24 protein-coding genes are annotated in these 22,409 nt (G+C 68.8%); 13 read left to right on the plus strand and 11 right to left on the minus strand.

Annotated features, from left to right (window positions below):
* Positions 1 to 355 precede the first annotated feature (355 nt).
* Entirely contained in the window at positions 356 to 1,837 is a 1,482-nt protein-coding gene (locus AC4GY7_RS12785; RefSeq protein WP_491114706.1) for a lipopolysaccharide biosynthesis protein, read from the plus strand.
* Here the strand turns inward: AC4GY7_RS12785 and AC4GY7_RS12790 are convergent.
* Positions 1,834 to 2,262, minus strand: a complete 429-nt coding sequence (locus AC4GY7_RS12790; RefSeq protein ID WP_443584503.1) for a CBS domain-containing protein — start codon at positions 2,260 to 2,262, stop codon at positions 1,834 to 1,836. The two genes, AC4GY7_RS12785 and AC4GY7_RS12790, sit on opposite strands and share 4 nt — an antisense overlap.
* Before the next feature lie 90 nt (positions 2,263 to 2,352).
* Here AC4GY7_RS12790 and AC4GY7_RS12795 point away from each other — a divergent pair, with 90 nt between their 5' ends.
* Positions 2,353 to 2,634 carry a hypothetical protein gene (locus AC4GY7_RS12795; protein ID WP_491114709.1) on the plus strand — a complete coding sequence of 94 codons (282 nt, stop codon included), beginning with the start codon at positions 2,353 to 2,355 and terminating at the stop codon, positions 2,632 to 2,634.
* Between the two features lie 141 nt (positions 2,635 to 2,775).
* Here the strand turns inward: AC4GY7_RS12795 and AC4GY7_RS12800 are convergent, their stop codons facing one another.
* From AC4GY7_RS12800 to hisS, 4 genes are all read right to left on the minus strand, one after another.
* Entirely contained in the window at positions 2,776 to 3,705 is a 930-nt protein-coding gene (locus AC4GY7_RS12800; RefSeq protein WP_491114712.1) for a DUF4167 domain-containing protein, read from the minus strand.
* A 280-nt stretch (positions 3,706 to 3,985) separates the two neighbouring features.
* Positions 3,986 to 4,864 carry a peptide chain release factor N(5)-glutamine methyltransferase gene (gene prmC / locus AC4GY7_RS12805; protein WP_491114715.1) on the minus strand — a complete coding sequence of 293 codons (879 nt, stop codon included), beginning with the start codon at positions 4,862 to 4,864 and terminating at the stop codon, positions 3,986 to 3,988.
* A gap of 138 nt (positions 4,865 to 5,002) precedes the next feature.
* Positions 5,003 to 6,082, minus strand: a complete 1,080-nt coding sequence (prfA, locus tag AC4GY7_RS12810; protein ID WP_491114718.1) for a peptide chain release factor 1 — start codon at positions 6,080 to 6,082, stop codon at positions 5,003 to 5,005.
* The gene (gene hisS / locus AC4GY7_RS12815; RefSeq protein ID WP_491114721.1) at positions 6,079 to 7,416 is read right to left on the minus strand and encodes a histidine--tRNA ligase; all 1,338 of its coding nucleotides are present in this window, start codon (positions 7,414 to 7,416) and stop codon (positions 6,079 to 6,081) included. The genes prfA and hisS overlap by 4 nt, the downstream gene beginning before the upstream one ends.
* Positions 7,417 to 7,466: 50 nt before the next feature.
* On the opposite strand from hisS, the gene AC4GY7_RS12820 reads away from it, so the two are divergent.
* The 3 genes from AC4GY7_RS12820 to ppa all read left to right on the plus strand — a co-directional run bounded on the left by AC4GY7_RS12820 (position 7,467) and on the right by ppa (position 10,723).
* A complete protein-coding gene (locus AC4GY7_RS12820; RefSeq protein ID WP_491114724.1) occupies positions 7,467 to 8,123 on the plus strand; it encodes a DUF1345 domain-containing protein in 657 nt (218 codons plus the stop codon).
* Positions 8,124 to 8,192: 69 nt separating this feature from the next.
* Positions 8,193 to 10,109, plus strand: coding sequence for a M61 family metallopeptidase (locus tag AC4GY7_RS12825; protein ID WP_491114727.1), 1,917 nt, complete (start codon positions 8,193 to 8,195; stop codon positions 10,107 to 10,109).
* A 32-nt stretch (positions 10,110 to 10,141) separates the two neighbouring features.
* On the plus strand, positions 10,142 to 10,723 hold the full coding sequence (gene ppa, locus AC4GY7_RS12830; RefSeq protein ID WP_443584495.1) for an inorganic diphosphatase: 582 nt from the start codon (positions 10,142 to 10,144) through the stop codon (positions 10,721 to 10,723).
* A gap of 1 nt (position 10,724) precedes the next feature.
* Here the strand turns inward: ppa and AC4GY7_RS12835 are convergent, their stop codons facing one another.
* Genes AC4GY7_RS12835 through ispG form a run of 5 tightly spaced genes read right to left on the minus strand, consistent with a single transcriptional unit; the run spans position 10,725 to position 13,883 of the window.
* Positions 10,725 to 11,198: a GNAT family N-acetyltransferase gene (locus AC4GY7_RS12835; RefSeq protein WP_491114731.1), complete on the minus strand. Its 474-nt coding sequence runs from the start codon at positions 11,196 to 11,198 to the stop codon at positions 10,725 to 10,727.
* A complete protein-coding gene (locus tag AC4GY7_RS12840; protein ID WP_491114734.1) occupies positions 11,195 to 12,088 on the minus strand; it encodes a DMT family transporter in 894 nt (297 codons plus the stop codon). The genes AC4GY7_RS12835 and AC4GY7_RS12840 overlap by 4 nt, the downstream gene beginning before the upstream one ends.
* The gene (locus AC4GY7_RS12845; RefSeq protein ID WP_491114737.1) at positions 12,085 to 12,471 is read right to left on the minus strand and encodes a type II toxin-antitoxin system VapC family toxin; all 387 of its coding nucleotides are present in this window, start codon (positions 12,469 to 12,471) and stop codon (positions 12,085 to 12,087) included. The genes AC4GY7_RS12840 and AC4GY7_RS12845 overlap by 4 nt, the downstream gene beginning before the upstream one ends.
* Complete coding sequence (locus AC4GY7_RS12850; protein ID WP_491114740.1) at positions 12,468 to 12,713, minus strand: AbrB/MazE/SpoVT family DNA-binding domain-containing protein; 246 nt, start codon at positions 12,711 to 12,713, stop codon at positions 12,468 to 12,470. Before AC4GY7_RS12850 ends, AC4GY7_RS12845 begins: the two co-directional genes overlap by 4 nt.
* A gap of 36 nt (positions 12,714 to 12,749) precedes the next feature.
* Positions 12,750 to 13,883 carry a flavodoxin-dependent (E)-4-hydroxy-3-methylbut-2-enyl-diphosphate synthase gene (gene ispG, locus AC4GY7_RS12855; protein WP_491114743.1) on the minus strand — a complete coding sequence of 378 codons (1,134 nt, stop codon included), beginning with the start codon at positions 13,881 to 13,883 and terminating at the stop codon, positions 12,750 to 12,752.
* A gap of 64 nt (positions 13,884 to 13,947) precedes the next feature.
* On the opposite strand from ispG, the gene AC4GY7_RS12860 reads away from it, so the two are divergent.
* Genes AC4GY7_RS12860 through AC4GY7_RS12870 form a run of 3 tightly spaced genes read left to right on the plus strand, consistent with a single transcriptional unit; the run spans position 13,948 to position 16,963 of the window.
* Positions 13,948 to 15,117: an acyltransferase family protein gene (locus AC4GY7_RS12860; RefSeq protein WP_491114746.1), complete on the plus strand. Its 1,170-nt coding sequence runs from the start codon at positions 13,948 to 13,950 to the stop codon at positions 15,115 to 15,117.
* Positions 15,114 to 16,055 carry an isoaspartyl peptidase/L-asparaginase family protein gene (locus AC4GY7_RS12865; protein ID WP_491114749.1) on the plus strand — a complete coding sequence of 314 codons (942 nt, stop codon included), beginning with the start codon at positions 15,114 to 15,116 and terminating at the stop codon, positions 16,053 to 16,055. The genes AC4GY7_RS12860 and AC4GY7_RS12865 overlap by 4 nt, the downstream gene beginning before the upstream one ends.
* Before the next feature lie 47 nt (positions 16,056 to 16,102).
* A complete protein-coding gene (locus AC4GY7_RS12870) occupies positions 16,103 to 16,963 on the plus strand; it encodes a S1/P1 nuclease (protein ID WP_491114752.1) in 861 nt (286 codons plus the stop codon).
* On the opposite strand, the gene ubiG is transcribed toward AC4GY7_RS12870, so the two are convergent.
* The gene (gene ubiG / locus AC4GY7_RS12875; protein ID WP_491114755.1) at positions 16,960 to 17,715 is read right to left on the minus strand and encodes a bifunctional 2-polyprenyl-6-hydroxyphenol methylase/3-demethylubiquinol 3-O-methyltransferase UbiG; all 756 of its coding nucleotides are present in this window, start codon (positions 17,713 to 17,715) and stop codon (positions 16,960 to 16,962) included. The two genes, AC4GY7_RS12870 and ubiG, sit on opposite strands and share 4 nt — an antisense overlap.
* Before the next feature lie 53 nt (positions 17,716 to 17,768).
* Between ubiG and AC4GY7_RS12880 the strand changes: the two genes are divergently transcribed.
* From AC4GY7_RS12880 to tolQ, 5 genes are all read left to right on the plus strand, one after another.
* Positions 17,769 to 19,025: an aspartate kinase gene (locus tag AC4GY7_RS12880; RefSeq protein WP_491114758.1), complete on the plus strand. Its 1,257-nt coding sequence runs from the start codon at positions 17,769 to 17,771 to the stop codon at positions 19,023 to 19,025.
* Between the two features lie 141 nt (positions 19,026 to 19,166).
* Entirely contained in the window at positions 19,167 to 20,153 is a 987-nt protein-coding gene (locus tag AC4GY7_RS12885; RefSeq protein WP_491115354.1) for an NAD(P)H-dependent flavin oxidoreductase, read from the plus strand.
* A gap of 191 nt (positions 20,154 to 20,344) precedes the next feature.
* On the plus strand, positions 20,345 to 21,094 hold the full coding sequence (locus AC4GY7_RS12890; RefSeq protein ID WP_491114761.1) for a hypothetical protein: 750 nt from the start codon (positions 20,345 to 20,347) through the stop codon (positions 21,092 to 21,094).
* Between the two features lie 65 nt (positions 21,095 to 21,159).
* Entirely contained in the window at positions 21,160 to 21,624 is a 465-nt protein-coding gene (locus AC4GY7_RS12895) for a YbgC/FadM family acyl-CoA thioesterase (RefSeq protein WP_491114764.1), read from the plus strand.
* Positions 21,621 to 22,313: a protein TolQ gene (gene tolQ / locus AC4GY7_RS12900; RefSeq protein WP_443584483.1), complete on the plus strand. Its 693-nt coding sequence runs from the start codon at positions 21,621 to 21,623 to the stop codon at positions 22,311 to 22,313. The genes AC4GY7_RS12895 and tolQ overlap by 4 nt, the downstream gene beginning before the upstream one ends.
* Positions 22,314 to 22,409: the final 96 nt, after the last annotated feature.

Here is a 22,409-nt window from a genome sequence, read left to right on the forward strand (position 1 = left end):
GATATGTAACGAGACATACGAACGGCTTACTAGCTTAACGTGCACACCAGCCCCTGAGGAACCAGCACACACGAGCCGCCGCCCACATGTCCCTTCATCTAAATCACAATGTCAAAGAACAATCAGACAAAAGAACCGGCGCAGCTTCATCACCCCTCCTCGAAGAGGCTCAGCGCACCAGATTGTCTGCGACCTCAGCAACCAGCCGTTCGGCCCATCGCTGCGGTGACGCCCCTCTAGGCGGGTCGTTTCGAACCGTCAAACCCTTTTTGCACTTTTCTGTCACATTGCCGCGCCGATGGCGGAAATCCTTAGGTTTACGGGATGTGAAGGCTCGGGCCGGTAGGGGATCGTGATGCATTCCGCGCCGGCTGACACACCCTCCCCACACGAATCGCTGGCGACTCAGGTCCGCCGCGCCGTGCTGTGGCGTTCGGGAAGCCAGATCCTGGCGCAGCTGGTGCAATGGGCGGCGACCTTTCTCGTCATCCGCATCCTCGATCCGCGCGACTATGGCCTCTACGCGATGACGGGCGTCGTGCTCGTCTTCCTCAACATGCTGAACGGCTATGGACTGGCGAGCGGACTGATCCAGCGCGACAACGTGACGCCGCGGCAGGTCAGGCAGTTGTTCGGGATGCTGATCGTCCTCAACGCTGGCCTCGGGATCGCGCAGATCGTGCTCGCGCCGCTCGCCGCAGCCTATTACCGCCAGCCCGAGGTCGCGGCGCTGCTGCGCGTGCAGGCGCTCATCTACGTCATCACGCCCTTCGCTGCGTTGCCTTATGCGCTGCTCAGCCGGGCAATGGAATTCCGGCGCCAGGCAAGCGCCAATATCGCGGCATCGTTCGCCGGCGCCGCAGCGGCATTGGGCGGCGCGCTCGCGGGCTGGGGCGTGTGGACGCTCGTATGGGCGCCGATCGCGCTCTATTCGGTCCGCGCCATCATGCTGACCTGGGGCGCACGCTCGCTGATCCGGCCGAGCTTCGACTTTCGCGGCGTCGGGCATCTCGCCCGCTATGGCGGCGTGATGGCGGCGGGGCAGTTCTTCTGGTTCCTGCAGAGCCAGGCGGACGTGTTCATCGGCGGACGGCGGCTCGATCCGCATCAGCTCGGCATCTACACCACCGCCTTGTTCCTCGCGCAGATCTTCGTGTCGAAGTTCGTGCCGCCGCTCAACGAAGTGGCGTTCAGCGCCTATGCCCGGATGCAGCACGATGCCAAAGGGGTTGCGCGCGCCTTCATCCGCTCGGTGCGGATCATCATGCTGGTCGCCATGCCCTTCTACTGCGGGCTTGCCGCAACGGCCGAGCCGCTGGTGCTGACGATGCTGGACGCGAAATGGGCGGAGGTGGCGCCGGTGGTGCGGCTGCTCGCGGTGGCGATGCCGTTCATGACGGTGCAGGTGCTCTATGCCCCAGCCTGCGATGCGCGCGGACGGCCCGGCATCGGTGCCCGCAACGGCGCGGTCGGCGCGGTCCTGCTCGCCTTCGCCTTTCTGATCGGCGTGCATTGGGGAGCCCAGGGCCTCGCGTGGAGCTGGATCGCCGCCTATCCGCTGTACCTGGCGTTGAGCACCCGGCGATCCTTGCCGGTGATCGGCGCGCGTGCCCGCGACCTTGCCGCCGCCATCGCGCCGTCCGCCTTCGCCGGGATCGCGATGGCGGTGGTGGTGACGCTCGCCGACCGGGCGCTGCCGCCGCTGGAGCCCGCGGCGCGCCTCGGCATCCTCGTCGCGATCGGCGCGGCCAGCTACGGCATGTGGCTGGCGCTGTTCGCACGCGACACGGTGCGCGAGCTGATCGCGCTGGTGACGAAGCGCCCGCTCGCCGCCTAACCCTGCTGGATATAATCGCGCATCGCCGCGGCATCGGCCTCGATCCGGTCGATGCGATATTTGACGAGATCGCCGATCGAGACGAAGCCGACCAGCGCCTCGCCCTCCACCACCGGCAGGTGGCGGATGCGCCGGCGCGTCATCAGCGACAGCGCGCCGATCACCGGCTCCGCCGATGTCACCGTCTGCACCGGCCGCGTCATCACCGCCTCCAGCGACCGGCCGAGCGCGGCGGCGCCCTCGCCCGCGAGGCAATGAACCACGTCGCGTTCGGAAAAGATGCCGACGACGGCGCCGCCATCCACCACCGGCACCGCGCCGATCCGCCGTTCGGCGAACAGCGCCACCGCCTGTTCCACCGTCGCCGTCGGGGGCAATGATGCGATGTCGCCCCCCTTGTTCCGCAGGATCGCTCCGATCGTCATGCCATGCGCCTCCTCGTCCCGCCCGCCGGCCATCGTGCGAACGGCGGTGCGGACTGGAACAGATCACGTTTGCGCGGCATTGGCAAAAACATGCGTGAACCCGGTCCCGGCCTCGACGATCCTGCCCATGCCGCTTACGCCTGGGGGCGCTTTCGCGCGATCATGGCTTGGATGGTGCTGGTCGCCGCGACGTGCAGCGCCGCCGCGATCGTGGCGCTGGCCTGGGTGCAGGGGCCGCTGGCGCTGGTGACGATGCTGGCGGTGCTGGGCGGCGTCGGCGGATCGGTGGTGATGGCAGGCGCGCTGATGGGCCTCGTCTTCCTCAGTTCGGGCACGGGCCATGACGAGAATGTCGACCGGTTCGACGATTAGGGCTTGAACGACCGGATCGTGTCGGGCGCTCCAGGGTGAAGACGGTCGGTCATCGCTCCGCATGATGGCACGGGCGTTCAACGCGAAAGGGCCGGCTCCTCGCGGAACCGGCCCTTCTTGCATCGGCAGCTGAGCGGCGGCTTACTCGGCCGCTGGCGCTTCGGCGGCCGGGGTGCGCGTGGTGCGGCGGCGGCGGGGCTTGGGCGCCTCGTCGTCGGCATCGTTAGCCGCGGCGATGTTGAGCGACGGCGGCAGGCGGTCGGCGTCGACACCGTTGCTCTCCGGCTCGGCATCCTGCGCCGTCGCCGGTGCAGCGGGCTGCGCATCGCGCCGCGGGCGGCCGCGGCGCGGCTTGGGCGCCAATACCGGCGAATCCGCCTCAAGCACCGCCTCGGCCCGCTCGGCCAGCGACTCGCCCTCGGCGACCGGATCGGCGCGACGCTGGCCGGCGACCTCCACCGGCTGTTCCGCCTCGAAACGCGGACGGCGGACGCGATCCTCGCGCTGCGGGCGTTCGTCCCGCTGCGGCCGGTCGTCCCGCTGGACACGGTCTTCGCGCTGGCCGCGATCGTCCTGCGCCCCGCGCTCCTCGCGCTGCGGCCGGTTGCCGCGATCGTCGCGATTGCCGCGCTCTTCCCAGTTGCGGCTCTGGCGTTGCGGGCGATCCTCGCGCTGCTGCGGCTGCTGGACGTCGCCGTCCTGCTCGCCGGCGCGGATCGGTTCGCCCTCGTCGCCGTAATCCTCGTCGTCGTTGAGGTCGAAGGGCTGCTGGCGGCGCGGCTGATTGTCCTCGAAGCGGCCTCGCTGGTCGGCGAGCACGCGGAAATAATGATCCGCGAACTGCAGGTAATATTCGGTGTTGACCCGGTCGCCCTGGCGCTGCGCCTCGCTGGCGAGGTTCTTGTACTTTTCGAACAGCTGGTTGGCGTTGCCGCGCGCGCGGCTGTCGATGCGATTGCCGTTGTCGGGCCGCCCCTGGCCGCCCTGCCGCGGACCGTTGCCGCCGCCGTTGTTGTTGTTGTTGTTGCCGCCACGGCCGCGCCGACGGCCGTTCTGCCGATTGTTGATCAAGCTACTGTCCCATGATCTGAGTAAATGGTCCTCAAAACCAATCCGGCCGATCCTCCGGCCTTCGCTCCCGGTCGTACGGTGCAACCCTCCGGGTCGCGGCGTGCCATAGGCAACGCTCGAGCCTGTCATGGCCGCCGGGCGAGAGCGGCCTGCTGACGAAGGATGCGGGTCACTGCCCGACGATTACCGCGCAATCGTTGATGAAGCGTGCCCCGGCCCGACCAATAGCTGGCGACGGGCAGGTCCGACAAGCGAAATATGCGGATTGCGGTCCCTTCTTTCAACCCTGTGGCGCGTGCGCCTCCACCGGCGTCGCCAGCAGGCAGCGATCGCGCCCGCCGAGATCGCGGTGGACCACGCTCGCAAGGCCCGCTGCGGCGAACACAGCGGCGACCGCATCGGCCTGGGTATGGCCGATCTCCACCGCCGCACAGCCACCCGGCGCGATCAGTCGGGCCAGCTGCGGCGCGAGGCTGCGGTAATCGTCGAGGCCGTCGGGCCCGGCGAACAGGGCGGAGGCGGGTTCATGGCGGCGCACCTCGTCGGGCAGGGCCTCGGCTGTCCCGATATAGGGCGGATTGGCGAGCACGAGGTCGAAGCGCGCGTCGATCGCCGCCGCCCAGTCTCCGCGGACGAACAACGCACGCGGCGTCATGCCCAGCGCCGCGGCATTCGCCCGTGCATAGCCCAGCGCCTGCTCCGATCGATCGATACCGAGGCCACGCGCAGGCCATTCGTCCAGTGCGGCGAGCAGCAGCGTGCCGGGACCGGTGCCGAGGTCGAGGATGGTCGCAGGTGCCCGGCCGGCGAAATGCGCGATCGCGGCGACCAGCAGCGTCTCGCTGTCGGGCCGCGGCACCAGCGCGCCGGGACCGACCGCAAGGTCGATCGTCCAGAAGCCGCGCGTGCCGGTGATATAGGCGACCGGCTCGTGCGCCGCGCGACGTTCGACCAGCGCGGCGAAGCCCGGCGGCACCGGGCGCTGCATGTCGAGCAGCAGCGCATTGCGGTCGATGCCGAGCGCATGCGCCATCAGCAGCTCGGCATCGAGCCGTGCCGTGGGCGAGAAGCCGAACCGCGCCGCCGCCGCGGCGAGTGCGGCGTGGAGGGAAGAGCCCGACACCCTCAACCCGTCATCCCAGCGTACGCCGGGACCCATGGATAGGATCGGATCGAGGTTGCCGCGACCCACCGTCCGCGCGCGTCCATGGATCCCGGCCTGCGCCGGGATGACGGGATGGGAGAGGTATGGGGCACACCATTCCTCCCCGCGCACGGCGCGGGGAGGCTTGACGCCTCACCCATCCAGCGCGGCGAGCCGTTCCGCCTCGTCCTCGGCGATCAGCGCGCCGATCAGCTCGTCCATCTCGCCTTCCAGGATTTCCGGCAGGCGATGGAGCGTCAGGTTGATGCGGTGGTCGGTCACCCGCCCCTGCGGAAAATTATACGTCCGGATGCGCTCGGAGCGATCGCCCGAGCCGACCATCGCGCGCCGGGTGCCCGACCGCTCGCTCGCCAGCCGCTCGCGCTCCGCCTCGTACAGGCGGGTGCGCAGCACCTTTAGCGCCTTGGCCTTGTTCTTGTGCTGCGACTTCTCGTCCTGCTGGATAACGACGAGGCCGGTCGGCAGGTGGGTGATGCGCACCGCACTGTCGGTGGTGTTGACCGACTGGCCGCCGGGGCCGGACGAGCGATACACGTCGATACGCAGGTCCTTGGCCTCGTCGATGCGCACGTCGACCTCCTCCGCCTCGGGCAGCACCGCGACCGTCGCGGCGGAGGTGTGGATGCGCCCGCCCGCCTCGGTCACCGGCACGCGCTGGACGCGGTGGACGCCCGCCTCGAACTTCAGCTTCGCGAACACGCCGGTGCCGGTGACGGAGGCGACAACCTCCTTGAACCCGCCCGCGTCCGACGAGGAGGAGGAGATCACCTCCACCCGCCAGCCCTGCGCCTCGGCATAGCGCTGGTACATGCGCAGCAGGTCGCCCGCGAACAGCGCCGCCTCGTCGCCGCCGGTGCCGGCGCGGATTTCCAGCATCGCCGCGCGTTCGTCGGCGGCATCGCGCGGCAGCAGCGCCAGCGCGAGGCGGCGGTCGGCGGCGTCGAGCGCGGCGCGGTTCTCGCGCAGCTCCTCGGCCGCCATCGCGCGCAATTCCTCGTCGCCGGTGTCCTCCGCCATATAGGCGAGGCTCTCCGCCTCCTGGCGCAGCCGCCGCACCTCGCCCGCCGCCTGGGCGACGGGCTCCAGCTCGGCATATTCCTTGGACACGGCGACGAACCGGTCGGAAGGCAGGTCGCCGGTCGCCATCAGCGCCTGCAACTCGTCCCGCCGCGCCTCGATCTGCGCGATCCGTTCGCGGGAAATGGTGGTCATTGCGGTAGCCAGACCGCTAAGTCGGCACCTATACGCGCCTCATCATCAAGTTCTTCGATTGTTCCAAGGCGAGCTAGCATTTCGCGGGCAATCCGTTCGGCCTGCACGCCGTCCATTGTGCCGGCGCCTTTACCGCGCTTCACATCAACCAATGTTCTTGGCGACTGGCCTTGATCGTCAAACCCGGCAGTTACTACGAACACAAGTTCAGGACGCCGGGCCTGAGCTTTTTCGTATCGCTTATTCAATGATCCCGTCAAAATTGAGTCAGCTACAACGCCACTTCGTCGAAGAGCCGCTGTTAGAGCGATGACTGACGTTGCGAGCCATTCTGCTTGGCCGATTACCATTACGCGAGGCGCGTCAGCTTCAGGCTCCGCCAGCAGCATCGCCAGCCGCTCGACGCCCGCCGCCCAGCCGACACCGGCGGTCGGCGCCCCGCCCAGGCTCTCGACCAGCCCGTCGTAGCGCCCGCCGGCCAGCACCGTCCCCTGCGCGCCCAGCCGATCGGTGACGAACTCGAACGCGGTGTGGCGATAGTAATCCAGTCCCCGCACCAGCCGTGCGTTGCGCGTCCATGCGACCCCCGCCGCATCCAGCCCCGCCGTCACCGCGTCGAAGAAGGCGCGCGCCTCGTCGGTCAGGAACGCATCGATATCCGGCGCCGCATCGGCGATCGGCCGGTCGCGCGGATCCTTGGAATCGAGGATGCGCATCGGATTCTTGTCGAGCCGGGTCAGGCTGTCCTCGGACAGTTCGCCGCGATGCGCCTCGAAATGCGCGACCAGGCCGGCGCGCCACGCCTCGCGGGTCGCGGCATCGCCCAGCGTGTTGAGCTGCAACGTCACGCCGTCTGCGATGCCGAGGTCGCGCAGCAGCTGGTCGGCCATCACCAGCAGCTCGACGTCCGCCGCCGGCTCGGGCGCGCCCAGGATCTCGGCATCGATCTGGTGGAACTGGCGATAGCGCCCCTTCTGCGGTCGCTCGTAGCGGAACACCGCGCCGCTGGTGGCGAGCTTCAGCGGCGCATATTGCTGCCACCCTTCGGTCAGGAAGGCGCGCGCGATGCCGGCGGTGAATTCCGGCCGCAGGGTCAGCGAATCGCCGCCGCGGTCGGGGAAGGTGTACATTTCCTTCGACACCACGTCGGTCGTCTCGCCGATCGAGCGTGCGAACACCTCCGTCGCCTCGAACACCGGCAGGTCGACGCGGGCGAAGCAATACAGCCGCCGCACGCGATCGAACGTGTCGAGCACCTGCGCGAAGCGGCGCTGGTCTTCGCCGAAGATATCCTGGGTCCCGCGCACCCGGCGCGGCGTTTCGATACGGGCCATAAGGCCGCGGTATCTAGGCGAGAGCGTGGCGGCGCGCTAGCACCCCCGACATGATCCGGACACAACGCTATTGGGGGATCGGCAGCCGCATCGCGCCGCCGCGCTTCGCGCTGTTCGTGCTGGTGTTCGCCGCCGCCCTCGCGCTCCTGATCCCGGCGCTGGGCAAGGGACGCGGCGTGATGGCGGGGTTCGACATCGCGGCATTGCTGTTCCTCATCTCGCTGGTGCCGCTGTTCGGCCATGCCACCGCCGATCGCATGCGGCGCGCGGCGCGGGACAACGACGCCAATCGCGGGGTGCTGCTCGGCATTACGGCGGCGACGATGATCGTCATCCTCGTCGCCGTGGCCGGCGAGCTGAAGGGGCGCAACGACGCGCTGGCGATCGCCCTGGTCATCGCCACGCTGGTGCTCGCCTGGCTATTCTCCAACCTGGTCTATGCGCTGCACTACGCCCACCTCTTCTATCTCGCCAACGACGAGGCGAAGGACAGCCGGGGGCTCGACTTCCCGGATACCGAGGAGCCCGATTATTGGGATTTCCTGTATTTCAGCGCGACGCTCGGCATGACCTTCCAGACGTCCGACGTGTCGATCGGGTCGCAGCGTATCCGCCGCGTCGTGCTCGGCCAGTCCCTCGCCGCCTTCGTCTTCAACCTCGGCGTGCTCGCCTTCACCATCAACGTGCTGGGTGGCAGCAGCGGCTGATAAGGCTGGACGGCTGACCTTTTGCACGATTACACATTTGCGCAACAATCTATCGCCCGAAGGATTTCCATGATCCGCAAGCTTCTCGTCGCCTCCCTCTTCCTGTCCGCCGCCGCGCCCGTTCTGGCGCAGGTCCCCGCGGGCAACAGCGCCCCCCAGCCGGTGCCGTTCACCGACACCATCCCGCTAGCCCAGGATATCCCCTACCCGGGCACGTTGAAGCTGGACGTCGATGCCACCGATACCGAACGCGGCATCTTCCGCGTCCGCGAGACGATCCCGGTCGCCAAGGCGGGGCCGATGGCGCTGCTGTTCCCCAAGTGGCTGCCCGGCGCGCATTCCCCGCGCGGCGAGATCGAGAAGCTCGCGGGCCTCGTCATCCGCGGCAACGGCAAGGTCATCCCCTGGACGCGCGACATGGTCGACGTCTTCGCCTTCCACATCGACGTGCCCGCCGGCGTCCGGACGCTGGAGGCGGAGTTCCAGTTCCTGTCGGCGACCAAGAGCGACCAGGGCCGCATCGCGGTGACGCCCAACCTCATCAGCCTGCAGCCCAATTCGGTCAGCCTCTACCCGGCGGGCTATTTCACCCGCCAGATCCCGGTGCAGATGACGGTGAAGTTCCCCACCGGCTGGACGGCGGCGGGTGCGATCCCGTCCAAGGCGACCGGCTCCACCTACACCTACGACAAGACGAATTACGAGATCCTGGTCGATTCGCCGCTGCTCGCCGGCCGCTACGGCAAGGTCTGGGCGCTCAGCCCGCGGGTCAACCTCAACGTCTTCGCCGATTCGCCCGAACTGCTCGCCGCCAAGCCCGAGCAGATCGACGCGCACAAGCGGCTGGTCGAGCAGGCGGTGAAGACCTTCGGCGCGCAGCATTACGACCGTTACGAATTCCTGCTGTCGCTGTCCGACCAGTTGGGCGGCATCGGCCTCGAACATCATCGCAGCTCGGAAAACGGGTCGCGTCCCACCTATTTCACCGAATGGGACGCCAACGTCGCCGCCCGCAATCTGCTGCCGCATGAATTCACCCATAGCTGGGACGGCAAGTTCCGCCGCGGTGCCGAACTGTGGACGCCCGATTACCGCACGCCGATGCGCGACAAGTCGCTGTGGGTGTACGAGGGGCAGACGCAATTCTGGGGCTATGTGCTCCAGGCGCGCTCGGGCCTGGTCAGCAAGCAGGACACGCTGGACGCCTATGCCGGCATCGCCGGCAGCTATGCGCTGGCGCCCGCACGCCAGTGGCGCAACCTCATCGACACCACCAACGATCCGATCATCTCCTCGCGCAAGCCCAAGGGCTGGACCAGCTGGCAGCGCAGCGAGGATTATTACAACGAGGGCCTGATGGTCTGGATGGAGGTCGATGCGATGCTCCGCCAGCAGTCGGGCGGCACCAAGTCGATCGACGATTTCGCCCGCGCCTTCTTTGGCGTGCGCGATGGCGACTGGGGCGAGCTGACCTATACGTTCGACGATGTCGCCGCGACGCTGAACGCGATCCAGCCGTATGACTGGGCGAGCTTCCTCCAGCGGCGCCTGACCGAAACGGGCCAGCCCGCGCCGGTCGAGGGCTTTGCGATGAACGGCTACAAGCTGGTCTACGGCCCCGAACCCACGCCCTATTTCACCCGCGCCGAAAAGAGCGGCACGATCAACGTCAGCTTCTCGGTCGGCCTCCAGGTCGGCCGTGATGGCGAGGTCAGCGCGGTGATCTGGGATTCGCCCGCGTTCAAGGCCGGGCTGGACGTCGGCACGGTGATCCAGGCGGTCAATGGCGCGGCATATAGCGGCGACGTGATGAAGGCGGCGATCGTGGCGGCGCAATCCTCGAAGGAGCCGATCCGCCTGCTGGTCAAGAACGGGCCACGCTACCGCGAAGTCGCCATCGACTATCACGGCGGCCCCCGCTATCCGCGCCTCCAGAAGGTCGGCACGGGAGAGACCGGCCTCGACAAGCTGCTGATGCCGCGCTGACCGCAGCAGGTAACGACCAACAAGGGACTTTCATGCGTATCGATCTGATTCCGGTCGGCAAGAGCCCGCCCGACGACCTCAACGTCATCATCGAGGTGCCGACCGGCGGCGAGCCCGTGAAATACGAATTCGACAAGGCGTCGGGCGCGCTGTTCGTCGACCGCATCCTGCATACGCCGATGCGCTACCCGGCGAACTACGGCTTCGTGCCGCACACGCTGTCGCCGGACGGCGATCCGCTCGACGCGCTGGTCGTCTCGCGCTCGCCGTTCATCCCCGGCTGCGTCGTGCGGGCGCGGCCGATCGCGGTGCTGAACCTGGAAGACGAAGCCGGCGGCGACGAAAAGCTCGTCTGCGTGCCGGTCGATTCCACCTTTCCGTATTATACCAAGGTCGGCGGCCGCGACGATCTGCCCGAGATCGTCTTCGAGCAGATCGAGCACTTCTTCACCCACTACAAGGACCTGGAGAAGAAGAAGTGGGTGCGCATCGGCACCTGGGGCGACGCCGACGAAGCGCGCCGCATCACGCTGGAGGCGGTCGAGCGCTACGAAGCCGCCAAGGCGCAAGGCGAGGAACCGCACGACCACGACGTGCCGGGCCGCGACGACTGAGTCAGTCGGCTTTCGCCAGCCGTCGCAGCGCGTCGCCATCGACGCGCTGCACGGTCCAATCCTCCAGCCCCACCGCGCCCATCTGGCGGTAAAAGGCGATGGCATCGGCATTCCAGTCGAGCACCGCCCATTCGAACCGGCCGCAGTCGCGCTCCACCGCCATTCCGGCGAGATGGCGCAGCAGCGCGGTCCCCACGCCCTTGCCGCGCGCCTCGGGCGTCACGTACAGGTCTTCGAGGTACAGACCGCGCCGCCCCTTCCACGTCGAGAAATTGTGGAAGAACAGCGCAAAGCCGAGCGCCCCGTCGGCATCCTCGGCGATCACCGCCTCCGCTGCCGGCCGCGGCCCGAACAACGCGTCGTGCAGGCTCGCCTCCGTCGCCTCCACCGCATCGGGCTCGCGCTCGAACGCGGCAAGGTCGCGCACGAAGCCGAGGATGGTGGCGACATCGGCGGGCGTGGCGGGACGGATCATTGCGCAACCTCGATCTGCGGCCCCGGCGCGGGCTTGCGTACCGCGACCAGGCACCCGGCGATGATGAGCAGCGCCCCCGCCACCGTCCACGGCGACACGCGCTCGGCGAAGACCAGCCAGCCGAACAGCGCCGACCAGACGAAGGCGGTATATTCGACCGGCGCCAGCACCTGCGCCTCGGCGCGCGCATAGGCCCAGGCGAGCGCCACCGCCGACACCGAGCCGAGCGCGGCGGCGGCGACGATCGCGGGCAGGTCCGCCGCCATCGGCATGGCGGCAAACCACGGCGCGCCGACCAGCAGCAATCCGCTCAGCACGATGCTGGTGAATAGCGCCACCTCCAGCGGATCGGCGACCTGCGCCTGCCGCCGCAGCAGGATCAGGCTGCCGGCATAGAGGATGGAGGCAGCGATGATCGCCACGCTGCCCAGCACCATCTCCTCCGAGGCACGCGCCTGCACTTGGCCCGCGGCGATGGCGAGCACGCCGAGGCTGGCGACCAAAGATCCCCCGATCGCCGCGCGGCGGATGCGCTCGCCCAGCGTCAGCCCGGCGAGGAAGAGCGCGATCAACGGCGCCAGAAAGGTCAGCGCCACGCCCTGCGCCATCGGCACGCGGACGAGACCCCAGAAGAACAGCAGCACCGATCCGCCGGCGATCAGCCCGCGCGCGCCATGCAGGCGCAGCGCGGCGCGCGTCGGCCACGCCTTGCGCCGCGCGAGGAACACCGGCCCGAGCAGCACGACGCCGGCGACGGAGCGCCACAACACCGCCGCATAGGCGCCATGCGCGATCGACAACCCCTTCATGATGGCATCCATCGCCGCGTAGACGGCAATCCCGCCCGCGGCGACGCCGAAGGCGGTGACGGGCGAGACGTGCCGGCTCATCGGATCAGGCGGATGTCGACGCCGATACCCGGGTCGATCTCGGACAGCCGCCGGTCGCTCGTGTAGACAGGCGCGCTCCGGCTGATCGCGAGCGCCAGGCAGGCACGGTCGCCCAGCGACGCGCCTTGCGGGCGGGTAGGCTCGCGCAGCCGCGCCGCCTCCACCGCCAGGGGGAGGTCGAACGGTACGATCTCGATCTCATAGGCGCGCAGGATCGCGAGCACCTCGTCGGCGCGCGCGCCGCGCTCGACGCCCCGCGCACAGCATTCGGATACGTTGACAGCAGACATGCAACTGCCGCGGACGACCTGCATGACCATATCCGCTCCCGCTTCACCCAGCATCAAGGCCATGACCGCCGACGCATCGACGACGATGGTCATTCCTCGCCCCAATCGGCGCGACGCTCCCGCAGGAACGCGTCGACGGTATAGTCCTCGCCAAAGATCGCCCGCGCCTTTTCCTGCGATTCGCGGATGACCTGCTGAAAGGTCATCAGACGCACGCCACCATCCTCGGTCCGGTCGACGACCAGCGTGTCCCCGTCGCGGATGCCCAGTTCACGCCGCAGATCGGCAGGGATCACGATCTTGCCGCCTGCAATCACCTTGGCATGATAGGTCATGTCACGTCCTCCAGGACCTGACTGTTAGCACAGGACCTATTCCGCGGCCACCGCCTGCGGCTGCGCGACCGCCTCCGCCGCCTCGATCTCCGCCGCCTTGGCCTCGACCAGGCGGACGATATGATCGATCATGCCCTCGTCCTGGACATGGTGGTCGGTGACGCCCGACAGATAGACCATGTGCTTGCCGTTGCCGCCGCCGGTGATGCCGATATCGGTTTCGCGTGCTTCGCCGGGGCCGTTGACGACGCAGCCGAGCACCGACAGGCTCATCGGCGTGCGGATATGCTGCAACCGCTCCTCCAGCGCCTGCACGGTCCGGATCACGTCGAAGCCCTGCCGTGCGCAGGACGGGCAGCTGACGACACGCACGCCGCGATTGCGGATGCCGAGCGCCTTCAGGATCTCGAACCCGACGCGCACCTCGTCCTCGGGCTCCGCCGACAGCGAGACGCGGATCGTGTCGCCGATGCCGAACCAGAGCAGGCTGCCGATGCCGATCGACGATTTCACCGTGCCGCCGACGAAGCCGCCCGCCTCGGTGATGCCGAGGTGCAGCGGGCAATCCACCGCCTCGGCCAGCTGCTGGTAGGCGGCGACCGCGAGGAACAGGTCCGACGCCTTCACCGCGACCTTATATTCGTGGAAGTCGTGATCCTGCAGCAGCTTGATATGGTCGAGCGCGCTTTCCACCAGCGCGTCGGGGCACGGCTCGCCGTATTTCTCCAGCAAGTCCTTTTCCAGGGAGCCGCCGTTGACGCCGATGCGGATCGAACAGCCGTTGGCCTTGGCGGCGCGCACCACCTCGGCGACGCGGTCGCTGCTGCCGATGTTGCCCGGATTGATCCGCAGGCACGCCGCGCCCGCGTCGGCCGCCTCCAGCGCGCGCTTGTAGTGGAAATGGATGTCGGCGACGATCGGCACGCGGCTGCCGCGCACGATCTGCTTCAGCGCCGCGGTCGATTCGACATCGGGGCACGAGACGCGGATAATGTCGACGCCGGCCTCCTCGCAACGCCGGATCTGATCCAGCGTCGCGCGGATGTCGGGCGTCGGCGTGTTGGTCATCGTCTGCACGGTGACCGGGGCATCGCCGCCCACGGGAACGTTGCCGACCATGATCTGGCGGCTCTGACGGCGGACGATATCGCGCCACGGACGTAAGGACATGGGGCGCTATATACAGCAGCCGGGTTGCGGTTCAAAGTCGGTGGTGTAGGGCGGGTGCGGTTCCATGTCGCCCCCACCTTCCCATCGGCTCCCCATCTCCCGCCATTATGGCCTCGACTGGCTGCGTGTCGCCGCCTTTGCGATCCTGATCGTCTATCACGTCGGCATGGTGTTCGTTCCCTGGGGGTTCCATGCCAAGAGCCCGAACGGCGCCGACTGGGCCGTGCTGCCGATGCTGGCGGTGAATGCCTGGCGGCTCAGCCTGCTGTTCGTGGTGTCGGGCTATGCCAGCCGCGCGCTGCTCAGCCGGGCGAGCCATACCGGCGGCTTCCTGCGCCAGCGCACTGCGCGGCTGCTGGTGCCGCTCGCCTTCGGCGTCGCAGTGGTGGTACCGCCGCAAAGCTGGGTGGAGCTGGTGACGCAGCATGGCTATGCCGGCGGCTTCCTCTCCTTCTGGGTGCATGATTATTTCCGCTTCGGCGCGCTCGGCGGCATCGTCCTGCCGGCGCTCAACCACCTGTGGTTCGTGCTCTACCTGTGGCTCTACACCCTGGTCCTGGCATTGCTGGTCATCGCCATCCGCTGGCGCGGCGCACAGCGGGTGTTCGATCGCCTGTTCGACGGGCCGGCGCTGCTCGTGCTGCCGCTCGCCTGGCTGGTCTGCATCCATGCCTGGTGGTTCCCGATGGGCTATGAGACGCACGACCCTGCGCACGATGCGATGGCGCACATGAGCTACCTGCCCGCCTTCCTCTTCGGTTTCGCGCTGGCGGGATCGGCGCCGGTGCTCGCCGCCTGCGTGCGCTGGCGCTGGGTCGGCGCGGCGATGGGCATCGCCGGCTACGGCTTCATCCTCGCGGTCGAGCTGGTGCTGGACGGCGGGGCGCCGCGCTGGGTCTACCCGCTCTACGGCGCGGCGCATGCGGTGCAGCAATGGGGGACGATCGTCGCGCTGATCGGCTTTGCGGAGCGGCACTGGAACCGCGATGCGCCCGTGCGGCAGATGCTGACCGAGGCGGTCTTCCCCTTCTACCTCGTCCACCAGACGATCATCGTCGTCGTCGCCTATTGGCTGATGCCGGCAGGCCTGCCCGGCGGCGCCGAGTTCGCGGTGCTGGTCGCGGCGACCGTCGCCGGCTGCGTCCTGTTCTACCAGCTCGGGCGCCGCATCGCCTGGCTGCGCCCGCTCATCGGGCTGCGTCCCCTGCCCCATCCGCATAAGGCTGCATCATGACCCCCACTCCCTGGTCGCTGGTGATCCACGGCGGCGCCGGATCGATCGAGCGCCACCGCCTGACGCCCGAACAGGATGCCGGCGTGCGCGCGGCGCTCGCCCTCGCGCTCGATCGGGGCGGCGCGATCCTGTCGGCCGGCGGCAGCGCCCTCGATGCGGTCGAGGCGGCGGTGCAGGTGCTGGAGGACGATCCGCATTTCAACGCCGGCCGCGGCGCCGCCTTCGGCCGCGACGGGACGATCGAACTCGACGCCGCGATCATGGACGGCCACCATCGCGCCGCCGGCGCCGCCGCCGGCCTCACCACCACGCGATCGCCGGTGGCGCTCGCCCGCCGCGTGATGGAGGCGAGCCCGCACGTGCTGCTGAGCGGCACCGGCGCGGAAAGCTTCGCCCGCGAACAGGGCTTGGAGGCGGTCGACCCCGCCTGGTTCGCCACGCCGGAGCGACGCCGCCAGCTCGACGAACTGCTCGCCCGCGCCCAGGACGCGAATGGAGCCGACGCGTTCGACGTCGACATGAAATACGGCACCGTCGGCGCGGTCGCCTGCGATGCCGCCGGCCATCTCGCCGCCGCGACCTCCACCGGCGGCGTCACCGGCAAGCGCTGGGGGCGGATCGGCGATTCGCCGCTGATCGGCGCGGGGACCTTCGCCGACGACCGCGCCTGCGCCGTCTCCTGCACCGGCTCGGGCGAATTCTTCATCCGGGTCGGCGTCGCACATGAGATCGCGGCACGCATCCGCCTCGCCGGCGACAGCCCGCAGGCCGCGGCCGAGGCGGTGATGGCAGAGGTGAAGGCGCTGGGCGGCACCGGCGGCGTGATCGTCACCGCGTCGGGCGGCGAGGCCGTCTGGACCTTCACCACCCCCGGCATGTACCGCGCCCGCGCCACGGCAGCGGGCCTGCGCGAGGTGGCGGTCTACGGCGACGAGTGAACGCCTTTTCACTGTCAGCATCACTGTCCGATCGTTAAAGCGTCGCCATGATCTCGCTTCGCTTCACCACCGTGGCGCTTGCCGCCCTGACCTTCGCCGCTCCTGCCCAGGCCTATTGGGAATTCGGGCATCAGACGGTAGCGCGGATCGCTTATGCCAATGTCGCGCCGCGCACCCGCGTCGCGATCCGCAAGCTGCTCGCCCAGACGCCGCTGCTCGACACGCCGCAATGCCCGGCCACCACGATCGAGGGCGCCAGCACCTGGGCCGATTGCGTCAAGCCGCTGAAGGGCCCGGATGGCAAGCCGCGCTTCGGCTATGCCTATAACTGGCATTTCCAGGACGTGGACGTCTGCGCGCCCTTCACGCTGGAGGAGGCCTGCAAGGACGGCAATTGCGTCTCGGCGCAGATCACGCGCGACGTCGCGATCCTCAAGGACCGCCGTGCTTCGGCGAAGGAGCGCGCGCAGGCGCTCGTCTTCCTGATCCACTTCGTCGGCGACCTGCACCAGCCACTCCATGCCGGCGAGAAGCACGACAAGGGCGGCAACGACCTCGCCGCCGCATATGGCAGCTACAGCCCCAGGCGCTTCAACCTCCATTCGATCTGGGACGGTACGCTCGCCGAGCGCGCGATCACCAGCGGCCCCAGCCTCGTCCGCCGTTATCCCGCCGCGGAGAAGCGCCGGATCGCCGCCGGCACCGTCACCGACTGGAGCCGCGAATCATGGCAGGTCGCGCATGACGTGGTCTATGCAAGCGCCTTGAAAGGCGATCCCTGCGCGCCGTCGCCCGCCAAGGTGACGCTGGACGCGGCGACGATCGACCGGATCGTCCCCGTCGCCCGGCTGGAGGTGGAGCGCGGCGGGCTTCGTCTCGCCAAGCTGCTCGATCAGGCGCTCGGTTAAGCCCGCACGCGCTTCGCGGTGATGAAATAATCGAGCGCCGTCGATTCGCTCAGCACGAAGCCCTTGGCCGGCGAAAAGCCCAGCCCCGTGACGTCCGTCACCGTCAGCCCGGCGCGGGTCAGCAGGTCGGCAAGGTCGTCCGGGGTCAGGAACTTGTCCCAATCGTGCGTGCCGCGCGGGATGCGGCCCGTCCCTTCCGCCAGCGTGATGAGCGCCAGGCGCGAGAGCGGCGTGCGGTTGGGCGTCGACAGGATCAGCAGCCCGTCGTCGGCCAGGCATTCGGCAAGGCCGCGGACGAAGCCGGCGGGATCGGCGACATGCTCGATCACCTCCAGGCTGGTGACGAGGTCGAAGCGCCCCGTCATCGCCTCCACGCCGACGGCGCGATAATCGATGGCGAGGCCGCTTGCCGCCGCATGCGTGGCTGCCACCGCGATATTCTCCGCCGCCGCGTCGATGCCGGTGACATGCGCGCCCAATCGCGCCAGCGGCTCGCACAGCAGGCCGGCACCGCAGCCGACATCCAGCGCGGTCTTGCCGGACAGCGGCGTGAAGCTGGTGTCGTCGCCGTCCCAATGCAGGTCGATTGCGGCCCGGATATAGCCGAGGCGTGCCGGATTCAGCCGGTGCAGCATCGCCGACGAGCCCTTGGGGTCCCACCAGTCCTGCGCCATGGCCCCGAAATGCCTGGCTTCGCGGGGGTCAATCGTGCTGGCCCGCGGAGGATCGATCGTGCTGCTTGCGCTTCCCATGCCCCCTACCTATCAGGACGGCCCCTTTACCCCAAGGAGTTTGGCGAGAACCCATGGCGCGGATCGTGATGAAGTTCGGCGGCACGTCGATGGCCGGGATCGAGCGCATCCGGAGCGTCGCGGCGCGCGTCAAACGCGAGGTGGAGGCGGGCAACGAGGTCGCCGTCGTCGTGTCGGCGATGGCGGGTGAGACCGACCGGCTGGTCGGCTTCTGCCGCGAGGCGTCCTCGCTCTACGACCCGAAGGAATATGACGTCGTCGTCTCGGCGGGCGAACAGATCACCAGCGGCCTGCTGGCGATCGCGCTCCAGGCGGCGGGGGTGAAGGCACGCTCGTGGCTCGGCTGGCAGTTGCCCGTCCACACCGACGATGCCCATGCCAAGGCGCGGATCGGCACCATCGAGACGGACGCACTGCTCGCCAGCATGGGCGCGGGCGAGGTCGCGGTGATCCCCGGCTTCCAGGGCCTGACCGACGATAATCGGGTGACGACGCTCGGCCGCGGCGGGTCGGACACGTCGGCGGTGGCGGTGGCCGCGGCGGTGAAGGCCGACCGCTGCGACATCTATACGGACGTCGACGGGGTCTACACCACCGATCCCCGCATCGTGCCGCGTGCGCGCAAGCTCGCCAAGGTGACCTATGAAGAGATGCTGGAACTCGCCAGCGTCGGCGCGAAGGTGCTGCAGACCCGATCGGTCGGCCTCGCGATGAAGGAACAGGTCCGCGTCCAGGTGCTCTCGTCCTTCACCGGCGAGGATGCTCCGATGGCGGACACATTGCCCGGCACGATGATCGTCGGCGAAGAGGAGATTGACGACGTGGAACGCCAGCTGATCACCGGCATCGCGCACGACAAGAACGAGGCGAAGATCACCCTGACCAGCGTCCCCGACAAGCCGGGCGCGGTTGCCGCGATCTTCGAACCGCTCGCGAATGCGAACATCAACGTCGACATGATCATCCAGAATATCGCGCACAACCACGGCTCGACCGACGTCACCTTCACCGTGCCGTCCGCCGACCTCGCGCGGTCGCTGGAATCGCTCAACCAGGCGCGCGAGGCGATCGGCTTCGGCGAGCTGGTGCACGATACGCGCGTCGCCAAGATTTCGGTGGTCGGCGTCGGCATGCGCAGCCACGCGGGCGTCGCCAGCACGATGTTCACCACATTGGGCGCGCGCGGCATCAACATCCAGGCGATCTCGACCAGCGAGATCAAGGTGTCGGTCCTGATCCACGAAGACGAAACGGAGCTGGCGGTCCGCGTCCTCCACACCGCCTACGGATTGGACGCCGAGGCGGCGTAAGCCGGTAAACTCCCCTCCCGCTTGCGGGAGGGGCCGGGGGAGGGCATGGCGTAAGCCATGACTCTCGCTGCCAACGAAACCGCCGTCCAAGCCCTCCCCCAGCCCCCCCTGCACGCAGGAGGGGAGAGATTGCGGCGCCGCATGGCGCGCGGCGCCGCCTTCCTCGGCAGCGAGGTCGCGATCATGGCCGGCGCGATGTCGTGGGTCAGCGAGCGCAACCTCGTCGCCGCCATGTCCAACGCCGGCGGCTTCGGCGTGATCGCCTGCGGCGCGATGACGCCCGAGCTGCTCGACGCGGAGATCGCGGGCACGAAGGCGCTGACCGCCAGGCCGTTCGGCGTCAACCTCATCACCATGCACCCCGCGCTGTTCGACCTGATCGCGGTCTGCGCGCGCCACCGGGTCGGCCACGTCGTGCTCGCCGGCGGCCTGCCGCCCAAGGGCGCGCTGGAGGCGATCAAGGAGTCCGGCGCCAGGGTCATCTGCTTCGCGCCGACGCTGGCGCTGGCCAAGAAGCTGATCCGTTCGGGGGTAGACGCGCTGGTGATCGAGGGGATGGAAGCGGGCGGCCATATCGGCCCCGTCTCCACCAGCGTGCTCGCCCAGGAGATGCTGCCCGAGATCGCCGAGGCGGTCCCGGTGTTCGTCGCCGGCGGCATCGGCCGCGGCGAGGCGATCGCCGGCTATCTCGACATGGGCGCGGCGGGCGTGCAGCTCGGCACGCGGTTCGTCTGCGCGACCGAATCGATCGCGCATGCCAATTTCAAGAAGGCGTTCATCCGCGCCTCCGCCCGCGACGCGGTGGCGAGCGTGCAGATCGACCCGCGCCTGCCGGTGATCCCGGTGCGCGCGCTCAAGAATGCCGGCGGCGAACTCTTCACCGCCAAGCAGCGCGAGGTCGCGCAGAGTCTCGACGAAGGCCGCGTCGCCATGGCCGAGGCGCAGTTGCAGATCGAGCATTACTGGGCGGGGGCGCTGCGCCGTGCGGTGATCGACGGCGACATCGAACACGGCAGCGTCATGGCCGGCCAGTCGGTCGGCATGGTGACCCGGGAAGAACCGATCGCCGACATCATCGCCGCCTTGATGACCGAGGCCGCAAGCGCGCTGGAGAAGCGCACTGCGTAAATCCAGCGCAAGGCGCTGACGGAGGGGCGGCCAAGCAGGCACGTCGCCTGGGGCTGCCCCTCCACCACGCCGCTGCGCGGCGCGGTCCCCCTCCCCGTGCCGGGAAAGAAACGAGCGTGATCCTTACCTCCCGTTAACCATTCCTGCGCGATGATCCGCACCTTGCCGGGGGGCAGGGAAGGATTCGTGCGATGCGCCGTTACATAGCTCTCACCGCGGTCGGCCTGGCGCTGCTCGCCGGTTGCGCGGTCAAGCCGAAGACGGTGGCGGTCGCCCCGCCGCCGCTTCCCACGCCCGCTCCTGCCCCGCTTGCGATGCCCAAGGGCGGCTATGCCGGCATGGCGATCCCCGCGCTGATGAGCGACGGCCGCTATGCCACGCCCAATCGCAACCTCAGTGCCGATGCCACCGTCTGGCACCTGCGCGCCGCGCTCAACGTCGCCGCGCTCGCCTGCCGCGGCTCCGACGAGGCGGCGATCGTCGCAGGCTACAATGCGCTGCTCACCCAGCAGAAGGCGGCGCTCGCCACCGCGCAGACCCGCCTTGCCGCCGAATTCAAGAGCGGCGGCGGCGACTGGCAGGATCGCTACGACGATCAGATGACGCGGCTCTACAATTTCTTCAGCCAGGTGCCCGCGCACGACGCCTTCTGCAACGCCGCGGCCGCGACGCTGGCCGACGGCGCGACCGTCACCGCGGCCGATCTGCCCGCCTTTGCCGCCGGCCGGCTGGCGGTGCTGGAAAAACCCTTCACCGATTTCTACGCCGCCTTCGACGCCTGGCGCGCCCAGCGGGCGGCGGCGAACCGCATGGCGATGAACGTCGCGACGCCCGCCAGCGCGGTGGTGCAGGCGGTCCCCGCCGCCATCCCCGCCGCGCGTCCGCGACTGGAACTCGACCCCAGCGTCTTCGCGGATACGGGCGCCGTCGTAACCCACTGATCCTGCCCGGGCCACGCGCCTATGGGGTTTCCCCTGGCGCGCGGTTCGGTTAACGCCGCCACCCTATGGGTGAGGACGCGATCGACCAGCCGCAGGCGGGACGCTTCGAAGGGCGCGAGCACCGGTTCCCGGTGCGCGTCTATTTCGAGGACACCGATCTGTCCGGCGTCGTCTATCACGCCAATTACCTGCGCTACATGGAGCGTGCGCGCTCCGACATGCTGCGCCTCGCCGGGATCGACCAGCGCGGCGTCCACGATGCGGGCGATGGCGTCTATGCGGTCGCCGATCTTTCCATCCGCTACCGCGCGCCCGCGCGCCTCGACGATGCGCTGCTCGTCGTCAGCCGCATGGCCGTCGTGCGCGCCGCCAGCGTCGTTATTCATCAAACAGTCAGGCGCGGTCCGCTTGTTCTGACGGAGGCCGAGGTCACGGCGGCGCTGGTCGCGCCATCGGGGCGGCCGAAGCGTCAACCGGCCGCGTGGGTCGATATCTATCAAAGCCTGATCTGGCAGGGGACCTCTTCATGAATCCGGTGTTCAACATGGATGCGGCGACGCTGTCGCCGGTCGCACTGTTCCTGCAGGCGGACGTGGTCGTGAAGATCGTGATGGCCGGGCTGCTCGGCGCCAGCATCTGGACCTGGGCGCTCATCATCGCCTTCTGGCGGCGCCTCGGTCGCATCCGCAAGGGCATGGCCGGGTTCGAGCGCGATTTCTGGAAGGCGGAGGATATCGACGCCTTCTACAAGGCGGAAGGGGACAAGGACCTGCCCTCGGCGCGCGTCTTCGTGGCCGGCGTGAAGGAATGGCGCCGCTCCACCGCGGGCGGATCGATCGACAAGGGCGGCACGCGCGAGCGCCTCGCGACCGCGATGGGCGCCGCCGCCGCGTTGGAGATCGACCGGATCGGCGATCGACTCAACATCCTCGCGACGATCGGCTCGGTCGCGCCCTTCGTCGGGCTGTTCGGCACGGTATGGGGTATCATGCGCAGCTTCACCGGCATCGCCCAGGCACAGAACTCCAGCCTCGCCGTGGTCGCCCCCGGCATCGCCGAGGCGCTGTTCGCCACCGCGATCGGCCTGTTCGCCGCGATCCCGGCGGTCATCGCCTACAACCGCTTCAGCCACGGCGTGAACCGTATCGAGGCCGCACTCAATCGCTTCGCGGATGGCTTCCACACCACCCTCTCGCGCCAGCTGGACGGTTCGCGGTGAGCGGCGTCTTCCAACTCCTCCCCGGCACGGGGAGGTGGCACCGCGCAGCGGTGACGGAGGGGAGCTCCCGCAGGCGCCGCATTGTGTGGAGAGCCC

It is taken from the genome of Sphingomonas sp. SP5 (assembly GCF_058313455.1).

Coding starts and splice junctions, on each gene's coding strand:
- ispG (WP_491114743.1), bottom strand. CDS start 13,883: ATGTCCTTACGTCCGTGGCGCGATATCGTCCGCCGTCAGAGCCGCCAG.
- AC4GY7_RS12785 (WP_491114706.1), top strand. CDS start 356: ATGCATTCCGCGCCGGCTGACACACCCTCCCCACACGAATCGCTGGCG.
- AC4GY7_RS12880 (WP_491114758.1), top strand. CDS start 17,769: ATGGCGCGGATCGTGATGAAGTTCGGCGGCACGTCGATGGCCGGGATC.
- AC4GY7_RS12870 (WP_491114752.1), top strand. CDS start 16,103: ATGATCTCGCTTCGCTTCACCACCGTGGCGCTTGCCGCCCTGACCTTC.
- AC4GY7_RS12820 (WP_491114724.1), top strand. CDS start 7,467: ATGATCCGGACACAACGCTATTGGGGGATCGGCAGCCGCATCGCGCCG.
- AC4GY7_RS12895 (WP_491114764.1), top strand. CDS start 21,160: ATGGGTGAGGACGCGATCGACCAGCCGCAGGCGGGACGCTTCGAAGGG.
- AC4GY7_RS12885 (WP_491115354.1), top strand. CDS start 19,167: ATGGCGCGCGGCGCCGCCTTCCTCGGCAGCGAGGTCGCGATCATGGCC.
- ppa (WP_443584495.1), top strand. CDS start 10,142: ATGCGTATCGATCTGATTCCGGTCGGCAAGAGCCCGCCCGACGACCTC.
- prmC (WP_491114715.1), bottom strand. CDS start 4,864: ATGGGTCCCGGCGTACGCTGGGATGACGGGTTGAGGGTGTCGGGCTCT.
- ubiG (WP_491114755.1), bottom strand. CDS start 17,715: ATGGGAAGCGCAAGCAGCACGATCGATCCTCCGCGGGCCAGCACGATT.
- AC4GY7_RS12825 (WP_491114727.1), top strand. CDS start 8,193: ATGATCCGCAAGCTTCTCGTCGCCTCCCTCTTCCTGTCCGCCGCCGCG.
- tolQ (WP_443584483.1), top strand. CDS start 21,621: ATGAATCCGGTGTTCAACATGGATGCGGCGACGCTGTCGCCGGTCGCA.
- hisS (WP_491114721.1), bottom strand. CDS start 7,416: ATGGCCCGTATCGAAACGCCGCGCCGGGTGCGCGGGACCCAGGATATC.
- AC4GY7_RS12795 (WP_491114709.1), top strand. CDS start 2,353: ATGCGTGAACCCGGTCCCGGCCTCGACGATCCTGCCCATGCCGCTTAC.
- AC4GY7_RS12890 (WP_491114761.1), top strand. CDS start 20,345: ATGCGCCGTTACATAGCTCTCACCGCGGTCGGCCTGGCGCTGCTCGCC.
- AC4GY7_RS12865 (WP_491114749.1), top strand. CDS start 15,114: ATGACCCCCACTCCCTGGTCGCTGGTGATCCACGGCGGCGCCGGATCG.
- AC4GY7_RS12835 (WP_491114731.1), bottom strand. CDS start 11,198: ATGATCCGTCCCGCCACGCCCGCCGATGTCGCCACCATCCTCGGCTTC.
- AC4GY7_RS12860 (WP_491114746.1), top strand. CDS start 13,948: ATGTCGCCCCCACCTTCCCATCGGCTCCCCATCTCCCGCCATTATGGC.
- AC4GY7_RS12845 (WP_491114737.1), bottom strand. CDS start 12,471: ATGACCATCGTCGTCGATGCGTCGGCGGTCATGGCCTTGATGCTGGGT.
- AC4GY7_RS12790 (WP_443584503.1), bottom strand. CDS start 2,262: ATGACGATCGGAGCGATCCTGCGGAACAAGGGGGGCGACATCGCATCA.
- prfA (WP_491114718.1), bottom strand. CDS start 6,082: ATGACCACCATTTCCCGCGAACGGATCGCGCAGATCGAGGCGCGGCGG.
- AC4GY7_RS12850 (WP_491114740.1), bottom strand. CDS start 12,713: ATGACCTATCATGCCAAGGTGATTGCAGGCGGCAAGATCGTGATCCCT.
- AC4GY7_RS12840 (WP_491114734.1), bottom strand. CDS start 12,088: ATGAGCCGGCACGTCTCGCCCGTCACCGCCTTCGGCGTCGCCGCGGGC.